Genomic DNA, 16,097 nt, shown 5'->3' on the forward strand with positions numbered 1-16,097 from the left:
CACGACGGTGCCGCGAAGTTCACCGAAGATCCTGCTCGATGAAGGTCGCGAACGTGCGCGTCTTCATCCGCGCATCACAACGCTCCGTTGCAGGATCGTAGGCGAGGGCTGCATTGGCCGGCTGAATGGGCCGCGTCGTGTCGCCCCTAGACGAGCCAATTGTCGCCACATGCCCTAAAGCAAGTGGCTCAAGACGTGCATACATGGCTCTCGTTAGCAATTGAAGCATGCGAAAAAATCAACATCATCATACCAGGCGGGAGTGGTGATGCGTCAGCCAACGACGACAAATGGCCCGCAAGCGAGGTTCAGACGTGGAACTGGCTCTCACGCTAGATACAAGTTCGAAGAAGTCGCTTCAGGCCCAGGTCTTTGATCAGGTACGAGCACTTATTCTTGACGGACGGCTCCAAGCCGATATGGCGCTTCCTCCCACACGGGCTCTGGCAGAACGTTTCAACGTCTCTCGAAACACCGTGATGATCGCCTATGAGAGGCTGGCGGCCGAGGGTTATGTAGAAGCGCGCGGAACGGCCGGCATATTCGTCACTTCGATCCCGCCTGATGATTTGCTTCTGATCAATGGCGGCTTCGACGGATTTCGGTCGAGCGAACCTGTCGCCCAGCAGTCCAGTGAACCGATTCTATGCTTCGCGGGCTCGCCTGGAGGGGAAACCGATCGCCCTGCGCTGGATTTCTGGCCTGGCCGATCGGCGGCAGGCGCGTTCCCGCTGCAGACATGGCGCCGTATCATAACCAACCTTCTGTCCACCGAGCCCCAGAATCTCACGGACTATTGCGACCCCGCCGGGCTGCCGGAACTTCGCAAGGCCATTGCCGATCATCTGGGACGCAGTCGCGGCATGCATGTCGCGATGGATCAGATCATCATTACAGCGGGCAGCCAGGATGCACTCAATCTGATCCTGAATTTGTTGCGTCAGCACACGCAGCGGCTTTGTATCGAGAATCCCTGCTATATCGGCGCCTCGATGCTGTTTCAGAGTCAGGGACTGCCCATCGATCCAGTCCCCGTTGATAAGGACGGAATTCGGACGGACTGCCTGCCGAGCGTGCACCGCAGCCTGCTCTATGTGACGCCCTCGCGCCAGTTTCCGACAGGCGTCATGATGAGTCGCGGCCGTCGCCTCGCCTTGCTTCGATGGGCCGAAGAGACTGAAAGCTATATCGTCGAAGACGATTACGACAGCGACCTGCGCTATGATGGGCCGCCCCTGACTTCGCTGGCCGGCCTCGACCAGGGGCGTCGCGTCTTCCATGTCGGGACGTTTTCCAAATCGGTCGGTGCGGGACTGCGGCTTGGCTTTGCGGTGGTTCCCCGCATCCATTGGGACGACGCCCGCGTTTTGAAGGCGCAGATGAGCAATGGCCAGTCCTGGCTCGAGCAACGCGCGCTGGCGGAGTTCATCACCGAGGGTCACTTCGACCGGCATGTGCGCAAAGTCCGCCGCATCTACAAATCGCGGCGCGACTGTCTCCGCGCGGCACTCCAGAAGAACTTCGGAGATCCAGTCCTCTCGGGGTCGGAGAGTGGGCTGCACCTGATTTGGCAATTGCCACCGGGAATGCCGAGCGCCCGATTCATTCAGGCCAAGGCACGTGAACTCGGCATCGGTGTCTATGCGTTGTCGAGCGGCGGGGCCTTCGACTTCGGCGGCGCGGAGCCCGATGACAAGCTCATGTTTGGCTATTCGTCCCTGACGGAAAAAGAGATCGTTCAGGCGGTCGAAACTTTGCGAGACCTTCTGCGCGCCAGACATTGACGCGGCCGTCGCAGGCCTGCGTGCGGCAACATTCGGTTGTTCCGCAGCTTGTCGCTGCGAGAGGCGCGCGGCCGGGGACCGTTTCGCGGGCTTAAGGTCGCGCGGTACGGCCGTGCATCATCAATGGACAGCCCACGGTCTCCCGGCAAGGGCGCGAAGATCGTCTGCCTCAAATGAATATCTGATGCCGGAGTGTCGATTTTCGGTCTCGCTCATCGTCGATGAGGGCCGGCTCGGACACTGAAATGCTCAGCAAATGGTCAAATCGTGAGTCGTTGTCGGAGATATCCGGTATGAGCGGACGATAGACGTAATATATGCGTAAAAAATGAAAATATTAATACATTGATTGAGCGATAGTCATTTTAAGAAATACGTATAACTGATCGACACAAGGGATTTTATCGGATTTTCTAGCTTCAATACATGAAATGTTCCCGAAGCAAATTTATTGGCCATTTCTTGGCTCCAGCCTTCGCCGCGTTGCACAAAAGATCACCATATTGGCACCATGGATTCACGCGAATTTGGCTCTTTTGCAAACCAAGGCGGGGTGCTTTGTTAGCGACATGGAGCGAAGGGCAATCGGGTAACCCGAGATCGTCTCTTCGATATCCGGTCCTCATCGGAGCAATCGATGGTCGACGGCCAGGACAGATAGAAAAGCGCTGCATAGCAGCGGCGACGACTTCGAAGATCGTTGTCGCCTGCTCGTGGTGCCGAATGACAGACCGATTGCTGGGTCTGGCATCGAAAAAACCGGTTGGTCCTGTTTTTCGATCGTTGCCGATGCGCCCCATGCGCTGGGGTGAGTTTGATACGGAGATGTTCATGGCCTTTCATGTTGCAGTTGTCGGAAGCGGGCCAGCTGGCTTCTACGCCGCCGAGGCGCTGCTGCAATCCGATATGCCCATTCGCGTCGATATGTTCGAGCGGCTGCCTGTGCCGTTTGGTCTTGTTCGGCACGGCGTCGCGCCAGATCATCAGAAGCTCAAGGCTGTCACGGCCTTGTTCGAGAATATCGCAGGCCATGAGAACTTTCAGTTCCTGGGCAATGTCGCCGTTGGCCGCGATATCGAACTTGCCGATCTGCAAGAAGCTTATGATGGCGTCGTGCTTGCTACCGGCGCTGCTTCCGACCGCAAGCTGGGCGTCGACGGCGAACACCTGACGGGAAGCGTGTCGGCGTCCGAATTCGTCGGATGGTATAATGGCCATCCGGACCATCGGGATCGGACGTTCGATCTGTCTCATCCGACCGCCGTCATCGTTGGTAACGGTAATGTCGCATTGGACGTCTGCCGGATCCTGTCCAAGAGTGTCGACGAGTTGAAGAGCAGCGACATCTGCGATCACGCCCTGGACGTCCTCGCCGGAAGCCGCATCACCGATATCTTCCTCGTCGGCCGGCGTGGTCCGGCACAGATGAAGTTCACCACGAAGGAGTTGCGTGAGTTCGGCGAACTCGATCTCGCCGAGCCGGTCGTCGACCCGGCTGAACTGCAGCTCAATGCGGCATCGTCCCGCGAAGTCGAGGGACCGGCCGGAGCCGGTGTCGACCGAAGCCTGAAGATCCTTCAGACATTCGCGACACGGACAGGCGGTCTACGCCGACCAAAGCGCGTCCATTTCCGCTTTCTGCTTTCGCCGCTTCGCGTGGAAGGCGATCGGCAGGTCGAGCACGTGGTCTTCGACAAGATGCGCCTGACCGGCCCGGCTTTCGACCAGCGCGCGGAGCCGGTCGGCGAAGAGGTGAGCATTCCGGCCGGCTTGCTGGTCCGCAGCGTCGGTTATCGCGGCACGCCCATCCCCGGCGTGCCGTTTGACGCCAATCGGGCCACCATCCCTCATAAGGATGGCCGCGTCCTCGACGGCAACGATGTTGCCGTTCCGGGTCTCTACGTCGCCGGATGGATCAAGCGTGGGCCGAGCGGCGTCATCGGCACAAACCGCGCCTGCAGCGTCGAGACGTCGGAGGTCATCCTGTCCGACCTGCAAGCCCTGCGCGAGACATCGCATTCCAACAAGGGCGCACGGCGTGACCGCCTCCTGCACGCGCTTCGCAGCCGGTCACCAATGCCTGTCGATTTCGACGGCTGGCGCAGGATCGACGTCTTGGAGCGGGCTGTCGGGGCAGCGCGCGGGAAACCGCGCGAGAAGCTGACGACCATTCGCGAGATGATAGGCGCAGCGAAGGACAAGCCAGAACCGCCTCATCGCACGCTGCGGCCGCTTGAATCGTGCGAGGTGGGAAGCTGATCATGAATAGACGAAGTTTCAGCTGAGCGGCTGACAGGTCGAAATCAAAAGATGCGTTCGTTTTAACTGCGATCATTTCGCAGGTCGGATATCTGCGCCCTGATTTCTACCAGGACGTTCATTCATCGCGCAGCGCTTTGCTGTCGCTGACCAATTTGGAGCCAAGAGACATGACGATCAGCAGACCGCCGATGGCACCGTCCCGCAGAGAGCTTCTGAAAGGCTCGGCGGCCGCCTTGGCCGCAACGGGGCTGGGAGGGCTCGGTAGCTTCGTGACCACGCCCGTGTTTGCCAGCGAATTTGCGCCTGGGATGACAGGCGGTCCGACTGGCTTCGAGGGCGCCGAGCGCTTCCAATACAATAGCGGGATGTCCGAAGGACGCGCCATTGAGGGCATCAAGGCGCTTCAGGCCGCGGGCAAGGCCCCCAAGAAGCTGACGATCCTCTTGCCCGATGGCACGATCGACCAGATCAGCAAGCCCTTCCGCGAAGGGGCATCGGCACCGCTGGACGTCTGGAAGCGCGAGACCGGCATCGAGATCGAGATGATCGGCGCGCCCGTCGGCGACGTCTTCAAGAAGGTGATGCAGGACGTCACGACCGGCAGCGGGTCCTATGACATCTATACCGGCCCCTGGAACTCCACGGGGGATCTGGTCGCGTCCGGGGGTGCGGTCGATTGCTCGGAATTCGTTCAGAAGTACCAGCCGGATTGGGGCGATCCCGAGCGCGGCATGTCCACCGAAGCGCTGGTGAAGCTGCTCTATACCTACAACAACAAGTATTACCCCGTCGCGCTCGATGGTGATTTTCTGACCTGGTACTACCTGCGCGGCATTTATGAAAAGCCTGCCGTCCAGGACGCTTTCATGAAGGAGATGGGCCGCGAACTGGCCGTTCCCAATACGTGGCAGGAGGTCGACGATATTTCGAAATTCTTCACCGGGAAGGATTTCGGCAATGGGACGATGTATGGAAACGGCTGCCTGATGAGCCGGTTCTGGGGGCTGCCGACCTTCTATATGCGGCTCGCATCCATGGCTTTCCCGAATTTCTATTTCTTCAACGAAGACGGCCATCCGAACCTCAATTCCGATCTCGGAGTCCAGTGCGCGGAAGAGCATGTCCGTTCGCTCGCATGGTCGCCGCCCGACGCGCTGAACTTCACCTTCGCCGAAGGCTGGGCCTCGATGTGGAACCTGCAGGTTCCCAATATCGCGACCTACACCGCGATCGCGAAGTTCGGCGACGGCTACAAGGAAGACGGCACGCCGAAATCGCGGGCGACCGGCATGATGGATTCGCATGCTCCCGTCGGTCGCCGGTTCGGCGACAAGATCAACCGCCGGTCGATCCTGCATTACAGCATCAGCGGCTGGATCTCGTCCAAGTCGCCGAACGCCGAAGCCGCATTCCTCTTCCTGCAGTGGCTGAGCTCGACCCGCACCTTCACTTTGATGATGGCGAGCCCCACCGGCTATTTCGATCCGATGCAGCAGGCCAATTTCCGCGAGCCGCTGGTTGCCTCGAACTACAAGCCCTATGCGATGGAGACGATCCCCTACACGATCGCCCGCTCGGTCCCGGGACTGAATTTCGGCGGCCAGACCGCTATGGACAATGCCCTGGATGAGGAACTCCAGGCGGCGCTCACCGGGCAGAAGACGGCGCGCGAAGCCATGGACGCCGCTCAGGGCAAGTGGGAACAGATCATCCGCCGCCAGAAATCGAAGGGCATCCTGGAGGCCATCAAAGCCAGCCGCGACACCTGGACGACCATTGTCGATCCCGCCTGATTTCATCAGCAGGGCCGCCGCCGGGCGGTCCTGCATCGGTGCTCGAACCTAAGGGAGTTGCGGCAGTGACGTCATCGTTCCGAACCGTCGTGTTGAAATATGCCCTGGTGCTGCTGGCATGTTCCATCGTGATCTATCCGCTCCTCTGGATGGTCACGATGGCGTTCAAGCCGGTCGCGGAATGGACGACCGGTAACGGACTGACCTGGTTCCCGAAAAACCCGACCCTTCAGAACTTCGAGTACATCTTCTTCGGGCATACCGCCGGACTGGCGGTCAGTCTTGACCGGACGGTTATCGGCCCGCTGACCGCGAGCCTCGTCACGTCGATCTGCGGTACGGTCCTGGCGGTGGTGGCCGGCACGTTGTCGTCCTATGCCGTCGTGCGCCACCGCACCCTGCCATCGCTGGCTATTTCGGTGCTGCAGCTGCGTCTGTTCCCGCCATTGGCGGTGATGATCCCGGTCATGGTGATGTGGGCCTTCATTGGCGCCATCGACACCTGGTGGGGATTGTCGCTGATCTACGGAATCGTCACGCTTCCTTTCGCCTTCTGGCTGATGAAGACGTTCTTTGAAGAAATCCCGGTCGAGATTGAGGAGGCCGCGCGCGTCTCTGGTAGTTCGCACTGGAGAGTATTCTACAGGATCACGCTGCCCATCGTGAAGCCTGGCCTGGCAACCTGTGTTCTGTTCGTCTTCATCATCAACTGGTCGGATTATCTTCTGGCGCTGCTGCTCACCCAGAAGAACTGGGTGACCTTGCCGGTGTTCATGTCGACGCTGAACTCCGCGATGGGCGAGATGTACGGCATGAAGGCCGCCCTCGGATTGATCGCGGCGATCCCGCCGGTGGTTCTCGGGCTGCTCATACAGAAGCATCTCGTGAGGGGCCTCACATTCGGAGCACTGAAGCAATGACCGACGTGACAGCAAACATCGTGAGCGCGGCGCCTGCCGGATCCACCACCCGGCGCGGCTACTGGTCCGGTGTCGCACGCGACGGCAGGAAGCTCGGCCTCTGGTTTGTCGCGCCTACCCTGGTCCTGTTGCTGTTCATCGTGATCTTCCCGATGGGCATGCAGCTCTATCTCAGCGCCACCTGGTGGACACCGCTGGATGGCACGCCCTGGTATCTCGCCTTCGAAAGCTTCAATGGCGGCGAGAACTATCTACGCCTCGTCACCGATCCCGGTCTCTGGAGTGCGCTCTGGCGGACTGTGCTCATTATGGCGGTGGCCGTCCCTGTGCAGTTCATGCTCGGCCTGGGCCTTGCCTTCCTGTTCATCGACCAGTTTCCCGGCCGCAAGATCTTCTATTCGATCCTGCTGACGCCGATGATGATCGTGCCTGCGGTCGTCGGCATGATGTTCTACCTGTTGTTCCAGGGCACGGGACCGATCAACAACACCTTTGGCCTGCCGGCGAGCTTCTCTTGGCTCGCCGACGTCAACAGGGCGATGATTTCGGTGATCATTGCGGATGTCTGGCAATGGACACCGCTGATGTTCCTGATCCTGCTGGCCGGTATGCTGGGCGTTCCTCAGGATCAGCTACTGGCGGCGCGGCTCCTGGGCGGATCCAACTGGCAGAATTTCCGAAAGATCATCCTGCCGCGGATGAAGCCGGTGATCGCCATTGCCCTCGTGCTGCGGTCGGTCGAGTGCTTCAAGATCTTCGACCTGATCTACATCATGACGAAGGGCGGGCCGGGCGTTCAGACGGAGACGATCTCGCTTTATCTCTACAAGCAGACCTTCGCCGACCTCGATTGGTCCTATGTCGCCGCCATCGGTTTGACCATCCTGCTGGTTCTGAGCCTCGCCGCGGCCAGGGGTCTGGCCTACAACGCGAAGAAGAGGGCGTGATCGATGTCCTCCATCCAGATCAGCAAAGTCACGAAGCGTTTCAACGATTTTACCGCAGTCAGCGATCTGTCGCTCGATATCGCAGAAGGCGAGTTCGTCGCGCTCCTCGGGCCTTCGGGCTGTGGCAAGACGACGACGATGAACATGATCGCCGGGTTGGAAGAGCCGAGCGAGGGCTCGATCCTGTTCAACGGCCAGGACCTGTCAGCCACGCGGATACAGGACCGCAATATCGGCTTCGTCTTCCAGAACTACGCCATCTTCACCCATCTCAGCGTCTACAGAAACCTCGCTTACGGGCTCGAGGTGCGAAATGTCCCGAAATCGGAGATCGAGCGCCGGGTGCGGGCGATGGCCGATCGGATGAGCCTTGTGCACCGGCTCGACCAGCCGGCCTCGAGCCTCTCGGTCAACGAGATGCAGAAGCTGGCGATCGGCCGCTCGGCCGTTGTGGAGCCACGCATCTTCCTGCTCGATGAACCGCTGTCGAACCTCGACGCAGGCTTCCGCGCCTATATGCGCGCCGAGCTGAAGGTGCTCCAGCGGGAGTTTGGCCAGACGATGATCTACGTCACTCACGACCAGATCGAGGCCATGAGTCTCGCTGACAAGATCGCCATCATCGATAAGGGGAGGCTCATGCAGTACGGCTCTCCTCTGGAGGTCTACAACAACCCCGCCAATCGCTTTGTCGCCAATTTCGTCGGCAGTCCGCGGATCAACCTGATCGACGGCGCGCTTCGCGAGGAGGCCGGTCGCATGACGATGATGCTCCCGGACGGAGGGGAGATCAACCTGTCAGGCCAGGTGGGGGCCGCCTTCGCGCAAATCGGATCGGCGCGGAGCGGCTCATTCGCTATCCGCCCGCAGGACATCTATTTCGGCGAATCCCGGGCGGCTGATGACATCGCGATGCAGGGGGTCGTCGACAGCCTGGAGAGGGTCGGTCCCAAGCGGCTGGCCTATCTGCAGGTCGGGCAGACCCTGTTTCTCGCCATCGACGATCAGGATCGTCTGACGGCCGGCGACCAGGTCGAGTTCCACCTGAGCGCCGACAAGAGCATGGCCTTCGATCTCAAGACGGGCGCGCGCCTGGCGGGACGGCTTCAATGAACGCGATCGAAATCAGGGGTGTGGTGAAGGCCTATCCGAAGTTCACGCTCGGGCCGATCGACCTGACGATCGGGCAGGGCGAGTTCTTCGGGATCTTCGGACCGCCATCGGCGGGCAAGACGTCTGTCCTGAAGCTGATCCTCGGCCTGCTGAACCATGACAAGGGAAGCGTGTCGCTCGGCGGGGCGGATGCCAGCGGCATGGAAGTCGCCGACCGCAATATCGCGATGGTGTTCCAGAATCTGGCCCTGTTTCCCCATATGAGCGGCCGCGAGAACATTACCTTTCCACTCACCGAACGCGGCGCGTCGCAGGCCGAAATCGCGGCGCGGCTGAAGGCCGTGTCCGAGGTGCTCCACGTTGATCATATCCTGCGGAAGAACCCGGCGCAGATGTCGGGCGGCGAGCGCCAACGCGTTGCACTGGGCCGGGCGTTGGCGGCCGACAGCCGCGCCATCCTGCTCGATGAACCCATCGCAGCGCTTGATACCCGCCTCCGCGAGGAAATGCGGATCGAGCTGAAGCGGCTTCAGCGCTCGAACAACCAGACCTTCGTCTACGTGTCGCATGACGAAGAGGAGGTCATGGCGATTTCCGACCGTGTCGCCGTGATGATCGGCGGGCGTATCGTGCAGGTCGGCGTTCCCGACGACGTCTACAACCGGCCGAATTGCATGGCTGTGGCCCAGCTGATCGGCTCGCCACCGATGAATCTCTTCAGCGGACGCTTCTCGGACGATGGCTGGCACTTCGAATGCGACGCCTTCGCCGCGCCCTTTCCGCTTCCGGAACGGACGCGCCCGGGTGAGGTCGGAACGCTGGGGATCCGGCCGGAGGACATCCATCAAACCGAGGATCGGGGGGCTCTGAGCCACGAAATCGGCATCAGCTCCATCGAGCCCCTCGGCGGCTATACGATCGTCAATGCCATGCTTGGTGGACAGCTCACCAAGATCAGGGCCGCCGGGCAGATCGTTCGGGCGGACGATCACGCGAAGCGGGTCACATTCGACACGCGGCGGCTGCATCTGTTCGACGCTGAAGCCAATCGCATCTAGCCAGGCGCGTCCGGCCGATCCGGCGCCTTGGATTTCTCACATAACGCAATTTCTTACATGCAGAAGGAAAATCAAAATGTCGCAACTGAGTGCAGCCACCCAGGAAGATTTGGTTCTGGACGTCATTGGCGGATACTTGAAGGGGTTGCGCGAGGGCGACAAGAGCATTCTGAGCGATGTTTTCCTCGAAGATGCGAAAGTAATGCATCTGTCGTTCTCGGATGAGAAGTTCGCAATCTCAGGAGTGCCTGAATTGCTCGAACTTATCGATGACCTGCACAAGCAGTACGACTATGTCGAAGAAATCCATTCGGAGCCGATTGTTGCCGTTTCCGGCCCTGTGGCGAGCGTCCATGTGCCTTTCGTCGTGAAATTGGGTTCCGCGGAAGTAAAAGGAACCGATGTCTTCGCTCTGATCAAGGTTGCCGACAAGTGGAAGATTGCCAATAAACTGTACGGTATGTAGGCCGATATATCCGCGGTAATCTTAGGAATTATACGGAGATTCTCACGTGACATCCGAATCGACCACCGTCAAAGGGGCTTGCCCTCAAGATTGTCCGGACACATGTGCGTTCATCTACACTGTGGAAGGTGACCGTCTGACAAACGTCAAAGGGGATCCCGATCATCCGGTTACGCGCGGACATCTGTGCACGAAGTTGAATGACTTCGCCGCGCACCACTACAATCCGAACCGCCTGCTCTACCCGATGAGGCGGATCGGACCTAAGGGAGCGGGGGAGTTCGAGCGGATCACCTGGGCCGAGGCGCTAGCGGAAATCAAGTCCCGTTGGACCGGCATCATCGACGAATTCGGGCCGCAAGCCATCATGCCATGCAGCTATCTCGGCCACGAAGGCATGCTGAACGGCCTCACTTCAGGCGATCCGTTCTTCAACCGGCTGGGCTCGAGCATCGCTGAAAAGACGTTCTGCGGACCCGGAAGGGAGGTTGGCACTCACCTGACCTACGGGCCGACCACGGGCGTCGATCCAGAGAGCCTGATCCATTCGAAATACATCATACTTTGGGCCGTGAATCCGCTCAGCACGGGCAATCATCATTGGCCGTTCATGGAGGAGGCGCGGCAGAACGGCGCTAAGATCGTCGCGATCGATCCGCTCCGCAGCCGGACGGCCGCCCAGGCCGATTGGCACATCCCCATCCGGCCGGGAACGGACGCCGCGCTCGCTCTCGGAATGATGAATGTCATCATCTCGGAGGGCCTGCTCGATCGGGACTATGTCGACCGATACACGGTTGGATTTGAGGAACTGGCTGAGAGTGCCGCCGAATATCCCGTCGAACGGGTCTCCGCCATCACGGGGATTCCCGTCGAAGACATTCTGACCCTCTCGCGCGAATACGCCGCGCAGCAACCCTCCGTTATTCGGGTCGGCGTTGCGATCGAGCGCAACCGCAATGGCGGCCAGGCTTCGCGGGCGATCAGCTGTCTGCCTGCGTTGACCGGGGCATGGCGGAACGTCGGCGGCGGCTACCTGACGCTGACGATGGGGGCATTTCCCATCAACTGGGATGCGATGAGCCGGCCCGACTGGATCGAGGGAACGCCGCGCGTCGTCAATCTCAATTCGCTCGGAACGGCGCTGCTCGAAGCCTCGTATCCGCCGATCAAGTCGATGATGGTGTACAATATCAACCCGGTCGTGCAGGCGCCGGAGCAGAACAAGATAAGGCAGGGTTTCGCTCGAGAAGATCTCTTTCTCGTCGTGAGCGAACTCTTCGTGACCGACACCGCGCGCTATGCCGACATTCTCCTGCCGGCGGCGATGCAGGCTGAACAGACCGATCTGATGTTCTCCTGGGGCCATTTTTACTGGACCTATAACAACAAGGCGATCGAACCTCCCGGCGAGGCGGTGTCGAACACGCAACTCTTCCGGCTGCTGGCCGAGACGATGGGTTTCGATGAACCCGAGTGGCAGCGAACGGACGAGGAGATGATCCGCGACTTCGTCGACTGGGACTCGCCGTTCATGGAAGGCATCACCTTCGAAGCGCTCCGGCAGAACGGCTACATGAAGCTGGCTGTGGGCGACAAGGATGAGCGAGCGCCTCATGCCGAAGGCAACTTCCCGACCCCATCGGGGAAAGCCGAGTTCAAGACCAGCCTGGCTGCCGGGGGCAACTTCGTTCCGTCACCGTTCAGGGCCGGCTATCAAGGTCTTCAGGATGGCGGCCACATTGATGCCGTGCCAAGCTATATCCCACCGTTTGAATCGCTGGAAGGCTCCCCCGAACTCGCGGCGAGATATCCGCTCAATATCATCAGCCCGAAAGCTCACGGCTTCCTCAATTCGCAATATGCGAACGAGAAGAAGCAGCAACGGCGACAGGGCGGCCCGATCATCATCATGCATCCGGACGATGCTGGCTCGCGTGGAATCAGCGATGGCGACGCCGTCAGGGTCTTCAATGATCGAGGCACGTTTGCCGGGTCGGCCCATGTGTCGACGGACACGCTGAAGGGCGTAGTCGCGACCTATCTCGGTCATTGGGTGGCTGATTCCCAATCGAGGAGCGCCGTGAACTCGATCAGCTCCAGTCGGACAGCCAATCTCGGTCGTGCACCAACCTTCAATGACAATCTGGTCGAGGTGGCGAAGACCGCCGGTGACTGATCTGCCTGTAAAAAGCAGGTGCACTCAGCAACACGAGTTAAATAGAGTATCACCATGCCACACGTTGTAACGGAAAACTGCACAGACTGCCAATTTACAGACTGTGTGGAGGTATGTCCGGTTTCTTGCTTTCATGGCGATGGTCGCCGTGTCTATATAGATCCGGTCGCCTGTATTGATTGTGGCGCCTGTGTTCCGCTCTGTCCGGTTCATGCGATCTACGAAGACCTGGACCTGACGGAGGAACGCGAGTCCTGGCAGGAATTGAACGCAGTCAGGGCACCGGCCCTGCCTGTGGTCAGAAAGAAGCAGGCTCCGTTGGCCGGGGCCGAGGCGCGTAAAGCGTCTCTCGGGTACTCTTGATCGACACAGAGTCCGAAGCATGCACACCGACGCTCCGACGGCGTGACGGACTTGATCGTGCTCGCGCGATCAGGTCCGTCCGGACCTCCTTTTGGTGGATCGAAGAGAAGCACCAGAGGTTTCGGAAGGGCGACCGAATCCTCACGTCCATCTTCGCCACCGGAGCTGCGCGACATGCCTGATATGCCTGGAAACGAGCACCGCAGTCCGCATTCCACGATGGAATGCGGATGCCGGCTTGGTGGCCATTCGGAACGCTGCCGATGAGATGGATCGAGGATCAGTGTGCTGCGCAGGCGTCGTCGCCGATCTCTTCGGCGCTCGACCTGATGGCAGATTGTGCCAGGATCGTTGAATCTGAAGTCATTCCCATTCAAGCCGCGTCAGGGCGTATTTCGGCCGCTGCCGTCGAGAGCCATATGGCCCTGCCTCGGTTTTCGCAGTCCGCAATGGATGGCTACGGCTTCCACCGGGCGGATGTCGCCGCGAAGGTCACGGGGAGCTTTCCGATTGTCGGCAGGGTGCACGCCGGCGGTGTTCCTCCGGGGGCGATGGATCGCGGGACGGCAATTCGACTCCTCACCGGCGCGGCCGTGCCTCCGGAGGTCGGAGCGGTTGTCATGGAGGAGAGAGTTCAGAGGAGCGGTGAGACCGTCGAGTTGCAGCATCCTGTCAGGCTTGGCGACAACGTCCGTTGCAGAGGCGAAGACGTGGGCCTCCACGATGTTGTGCTGCCTCCGCGGAAGCGAATTGATCCGCGCCATGTCGCCCTGCTGGCAGCGACCGGCTATCGCACGGTCGAGGTGGTTCGCCGGATCAAGGTCGGGCTCTTGTCCACGGGCAACGAATTGACTGAAGCGGGACAACCTTTGTCGGCGACGAGCGTCTTTGACTCGAACCGTCCGATGCTCATGTCGCTCCTGTCTCAACCCCATGTCGAGCTGACGGACCTCGATCTCATCGGCGATGATCTCGACAGTTATGCGGCCTACTTGCACGATCGGCACCAGTCCCTTGATGTGATCGTTACGACGGGCGGCGTTTCCGGAAGCGATGCGGACTACACGGTCAGAGCCGTGGAAATGGCCGGAGGACAAAGCCAGCGCATCGCGCTCGCCGTAAAGCCTGGAAAACCGTTCGCCTTTGGCCGGCTGGGCGCTTGCAGCGTTGTTTCTCTTCCCGGCAATCCAATGGCAGCTCTTATCGGCGCCCTTCTTTTCGTGCGTCCGCTTCTTCTGACCATGAGTGGTGTGCCGCAGGCGCCTCGTCCCGGCATTGCCGCACAGGCGTCCGCCCCCTTCGTTCACCGCCCCCGACGCACGGAATTCGTTCCAGCCATCGAAGTGGGGAGTTCTACTTCTGGCATTCCATTGATTCGTCCCGTTAGTGGGGCGGGATCGGCTCGTCTCATGTCGTTGAGCCTCGCCGACGGTCTGGCAGTCATTCCGGCCGGCGAGACAGATATCGTGCCAGGCGCAAGTCTGCTGTTTCACCGATTTGGTTCCGATTTTTCGCTTTAGCAGCAGGTCAGAGGTATCCCGATGAACGTCCAGTCTCTTGCGGAATTCACTGGCGCCACACAACAAATCTCGGGGGAACTGGTCGATGGGTTTGCTCGACGCATATCTTATCTTCGCGTCTCAGTAACCGACCGATGCGACTTCCGGTGCATCTACTGCATGAGTGACAAGATGATTTTCCTTCCGAAGAAGGATCTCTTGACGCTCGATGAGCTTCAGCGGCTTTGCGATATCTTCATTGCGAAAGGCGTCCGGAAGATCCGGCTCACCGGTGGAGAGCCTTTGGTTCGGCCCAATGTGATGAGCCTCATTCGTGCGCTTGGCGGCAGGGTCTCTTCGGGCCGACTGGAGGAGTTGACGCTGACGACCAACGGGTCGCAATTGGGTCGCTTCGCAAGCGAACTGGCCGAGTGCGGCATTCGACGGATCAACGTTTCGCTCGACACGCTCGATCCGGAGAAATTCCGCCAGATCACGCGCCGTGGCGATCTCGCCAAGGTTCTGGCAGGGATCGAGCTTGCCCTCAAAGCGCAGATCGAGGTCAAGGTCAACGTGGTGGCGCTGAAGGGGCTCAATGAATTCGAGTTGCCGGAGATCATGCGTTGGGCGCACGGCTTGGGCATGGCCATGACGGTGATTGAGACGATGCCTATGGGTGACGTCGAGGAGGATCGTACCGATCGCTATCTGCCGCTGACGATTGTTCGACGACGGCTGGAAGAGCTTTTTACTCTGAACGACAACCAACGTCGCACCGGAGGGCCCGCCCGTTATGTTTCGGTCGCGGAAACCGGAGGCACATTGGGTTTCATCACGCCGATGACCCATAATTTCTGTGAAAGTTGCAACCGCGTGCGGGTCACCTGTAACGGGACGCTCTATTCATGCCTCGGACAGGACGACGCCGTCGACCTCCGGACAATTCTTCGGCAAACGATGGATGATGCCATCGTGGCACGCCGCATCGATGAGGGTGTGCGCCGCAAGCCGAGGGGCCACAATTTCATCATTAGCGCTGACAACCGGCGGCCAGCAGTGGCGCGGCACATGAGTGTCACTGGGGGCTGATGGCGGGGGCTGCGGGCCATGGCTCTGTTCCGCGCCGTATTCTTCGTCAAATGTGATGGCACTATTCAAAGCTAGAACAAGAGCCGTTCAAAATCGTACGCGACTATGGCACGAGAGGCGTACGGGTGAACGCCGTGTGCGCCGGCTTCGTCGAAGCGGCGATGGTGGTTGAGGTCCGGATTGCGATCGGCAAGTGGACCGAGGTTCCGCTCGGAACCTTGATGAGCAGGGTCGGGCTTAGGCCGGCGTCTAGCCTGAGAAACGACGGTCATTTCCGCCGATATCGTCAATCACGTCGAACTTCCCGTCGCCGAGGCGGAGCGGTCCCAGTGATTTTACGACGTTCTGCTGGGGCCATTCAGGCTCTCGCGCGTCGTCAGCGTCAATCCGGCCCGTAGGTTCGATGGCGGAGCGCGCACCCGGGATGAGGGGGCCGGACCCATTGGTGGCCACGATTTCCGGTCAGAGCCGCATCAAGCCGCCATCGACCACAAGCGTCTGCCCTGGCACGAAACGCCCGCCGATATCGCCGGTTCGGTCGCGTTCCTAACCAGCGACGACGCCCGCTTCGTCACCGGCCAAACGTTGGTGGTCGACGGGGGTTGGTAAGCAATCCGTTGGGTG

The 16,097-nt window shown here is 60.0% G+C and carries 14 protein-coding genes; 13 read left to right on the forward strand and 1 reads right to left on the reverse strand.

The features are described 5' to 3' along the window. Positions 1-314: 314 nt before the first annotated feature. Entirely contained in the window at positions 315-1,784 is a 1,470-nt protein-coding gene (pdxR, locus tag BUB39_RS12660; RefSeq protein WP_175561845.1) for a MocR-like pyridoxine biosynthesis transcription factor PdxR, read from the forward strand. Between the two features lie 419 nt (positions 1,785-2,203). Here the strand turns inward: pdxR and BUB39_RS25225 are convergent, their stop codons facing one another. After that, the gene (locus BUB39_RS25225; protein WP_139251451.1) at positions 2,204-2,617 is read right to left on the reverse strand and encodes a hypothetical protein; all 414 of its coding nucleotides are present in this window, start codon (positions 2,615-2,617) and stop codon (positions 2,204-2,206) included. On the opposite strand from BUB39_RS25225, the gene BUB39_RS12665 reads away from it, so the two are divergent. The 12 genes from BUB39_RS12665 (at position 2,616) to BUB39_RS25885 (ending at position 16,082) form a co-directional block, all read left to right on the forward strand. Next, positions 2,616-4,043 (forward strand): FAD-dependent oxidoreductase, encoded by a 1,428-nt coding sequence (locus BUB39_RS12665; RefSeq protein ID WP_073054246.1) that lies wholly within the window; start codon positions 2,616-2,618, stop codon positions 4,041-4,043. The genes BUB39_RS25225 and BUB39_RS12665 overlap by 2 nt on opposite strands. Before the next feature lie 170 nt (positions 4,044-4,213). After that, positions 4,214-5,839, forward strand: coding sequence for an ABC transporter substrate-binding protein (locus BUB39_RS12670; RefSeq protein WP_073053718.1), 1,626 nt, complete (start codon positions 4,214-4,216; stop codon positions 5,837-5,839). 65 nt (positions 5,840-5,904) lie between these two features. Then, the gene (locus BUB39_RS12675; RefSeq protein ID WP_073053720.1) at positions 5,905-6,759 is read left to right on the forward strand and encodes a carbohydrate ABC transporter permease; all 855 of its coding nucleotides are present in this window, start codon (positions 5,905-5,907) and stop codon (positions 6,757-6,759) included. Beyond that, positions 6,756-7,706, forward strand: a complete 951-nt coding sequence (locus BUB39_RS12680; RefSeq protein WP_073053722.1) for a carbohydrate ABC transporter permease — start codon at positions 6,756-6,758, stop codon at positions 7,704-7,706. Before BUB39_RS12675 ends, BUB39_RS12680 begins: the two co-directional genes overlap by 4 nt. 3 nt (positions 7,707-7,709) lie before the next feature. Next, positions 7,710-8,819, forward strand: coding sequence for an ABC transporter ATP-binding protein (locus BUB39_RS12685; protein ID WP_073053724.1), 1,110 nt, complete (start codon positions 7,710-7,712; stop codon positions 8,817-8,819). Next, a complete protein-coding gene (locus tag BUB39_RS12690) occupies positions 8,816-9,877 on the forward strand; it encodes an ABC transporter ATP-binding protein (RefSeq protein WP_073053726.1) in 1,062 nt (353 codons plus the stop codon). Before BUB39_RS12685 ends, BUB39_RS12690 begins: the two co-directional genes overlap by 4 nt. 76 nt (positions 9,878-9,953) lie before the next feature. Then, positions 9,954-10,343, forward strand: coding sequence for a nuclear transport factor 2 family protein (locus BUB39_RS12695; protein ID WP_073053728.1), 390 nt, complete (start codon positions 9,954-9,956; stop codon positions 10,341-10,343). A gap of 46 nt (positions 10,344-10,389) precedes the next feature. Next, positions 10,390-12,522 carry a molybdopterin-containing oxidoreductase family protein gene (locus BUB39_RS12700; protein WP_073053730.1) on the forward strand — a complete coding sequence of 711 codons (2,133 nt, stop codon included), beginning with the start codon at positions 10,390-10,392 and terminating at the stop codon, positions 12,520-12,522. Between the two features lie 54 nt (positions 12,523-12,576). Next, the gene (locus BUB39_RS12705) at positions 12,577-12,885 is read left to right on the forward strand and encodes a ferredoxin family protein (protein WP_073053732.1); all 309 of its coding nucleotides are present in this window, start codon (positions 12,577-12,579) and stop codon (positions 12,883-12,885) included. Between the two features lie 263 nt (positions 12,886-13,148). After that, positions 13,149-14,405: a molybdopterin molybdotransferase MoeA gene (locus BUB39_RS12710; RefSeq protein ID WP_073053734.1), complete on the forward strand. Its 1,257-nt coding sequence runs from the start codon at positions 13,149-13,151 to the stop codon at positions 14,403-14,405. Between the two features lie 21 nt (positions 14,406-14,426). Beyond that, positions 14,427-15,473: a GTP 3',8-cyclase MoaA gene (moaA, locus tag BUB39_RS12715; RefSeq protein ID WP_073053736.1), complete on the forward strand. Its 1,047-nt coding sequence runs from the start codon at positions 14,427-14,429 to the stop codon at positions 15,471-15,473. A 483-nt stretch (positions 15,474-15,956) separates the two neighbouring features. After that, a complete protein-coding gene (locus BUB39_RS25885; protein ID WP_425292913.1) occupies positions 15,957-16,082 on the forward strand; it encodes an SDR family oxidoreductase in 126 nt (41 codons plus the stop codon). The last annotated feature ends 15 nt before the right edge of the window (positions 16,083-16,097 follow it).

The organism is Kaistia soli DSM 19436 (assembly GCF_900129325.1).
GTDB lineage: Bacteria > Pseudomonadota > Alphaproteobacteria > Rhizobiales > Kaistiaceae > Kaistia > Kaistia soli.

What these genes read in the sequence shown, in the direction of transcription:
- moaA (WP_073053736.1), top strand. Translation starts at nt 14,427, where the DNA reads ATGAACGTCCAGTCTCTTGCGGAATTCACTGGCGCCACACAACAAATC.
- BUB39_RS12665 (WP_073054246.1), top strand. Translation starts at nt 2,616, where the DNA reads ATGGCCTTTCATGTTGCAGTTGTCGGAAGCGGGCCAGCTGGCTTCTAC.
- BUB39_RS12690 (WP_073053726.1), top strand. Translation starts at nt 8,816, where the DNA reads ATGAACGCGATCGAAATCAGGGGTGTGGTGAAGGCCTATCCGAAGTTC.
- BUB39_RS12705 (WP_073053732.1), top strand. Translation starts at nt 12,577, where the DNA reads ATGCCACACGTTGTAACGGAAAACTGCACAGACTGCCAATTTACAGAC.
- BUB39_RS12670 (WP_073053718.1), top strand. Translation starts at nt 4,214, where the DNA reads ATGACGATCAGCAGACCGCCGATGGCACCGTCCCGCAGAGAGCTTCTG.
- BUB39_RS25225 (WP_139251451.1), bottom strand. Translation starts at nt 2,617, where the DNA reads ATGAACATCTCCGTATCAAACTCACCCCAGCGCATGGGGCGCATCGGC.
- BUB39_RS12710 (WP_073053734.1), top strand. Translation starts at nt 13,149, where the DNA reads ATGAGATGGATCGAGGATCAGTGTGCTGCGCAGGCGTCGTCGCCGATC.
- BUB39_RS12680 (WP_073053722.1), top strand. Translation starts at nt 6,756, where the DNA reads ATGACCGACGTGACAGCAAACATCGTGAGCGCGGCGCCTGCCGGATCC.
- BUB39_RS12695 (WP_073053728.1), top strand. Translation starts at nt 9,954, where the DNA reads ATGTCGCAACTGAGTGCAGCCACCCAGGAAGATTTGGTTCTGGACGTC.
- BUB39_RS12685 (WP_073053724.1), top strand. Translation starts at nt 7,710, where the DNA reads ATGTCCTCCATCCAGATCAGCAAAGTCACGAAGCGTTTCAACGATTTT.